The 350-nt window shown below is 54.3% G+C and carries 1 protein-coding gene; it reads right to left on the bottom strand.

Annotated features, from left to right (window positions below; all coding sequences use genetic code 11):
• Nucleotides 1-39 precede the first annotated feature (39 nt).
• Nucleotides 40-279, bottom strand: coding sequence for a plasmid replication protein RepB (locus D0S45_21045; protein TIH01428.1), 240 nt, complete (start codon nt 277-279; stop codon nt 40-42).
• Nucleotides 280-350 lie beyond the last annotated feature (71 nt).

The raw sequence follows: 350 nt of genomic DNA, 5'->3' as shown, positions 1-350 counted from the left end.
CCCTCCTGCTGCGCTGGGCAAAAGTCTGATATATCGGACCTAGCGGCTGCTCAGGTCTATCTCGATGCGGCGAAAACCAATGCCGTTGGCTGTGTTGGCAGCCGCATCGATGGAGGAGAAAACCCGCCAGCCTCCACGCTGCCGTTCTACGACTTCGGTACCCGCTTTGCCAAAGCGCACCAAGTGGAGGTGGAACCCTGAACCCATGGGGGTAGGGACGATCATCGCCTTGGAGAATCCCCCCATGTCGAACACCGTCTTGGCCTCTTTTTCCTGCATCATCAAATCTCCAATATGAAACATCAAATAGACGATTTGATAGTACCCTCTCGGGAGCCGAAAACAATCAA

It is taken from the genome of Marinifilum sp. JC120, from assembly GCA_004923195.1.
Classification (GTDB): Bacteria; Desulfobacterota; Desulfovibrionia; order Desulfovibrionales; family Desulfovibrionaceae; genus Maridesulfovibrio.
The sequence above is the reverse complement of the archived record's forward strand: the minus strand, read 5'-3'. Positions and strand labels throughout refer to the sequence as shown.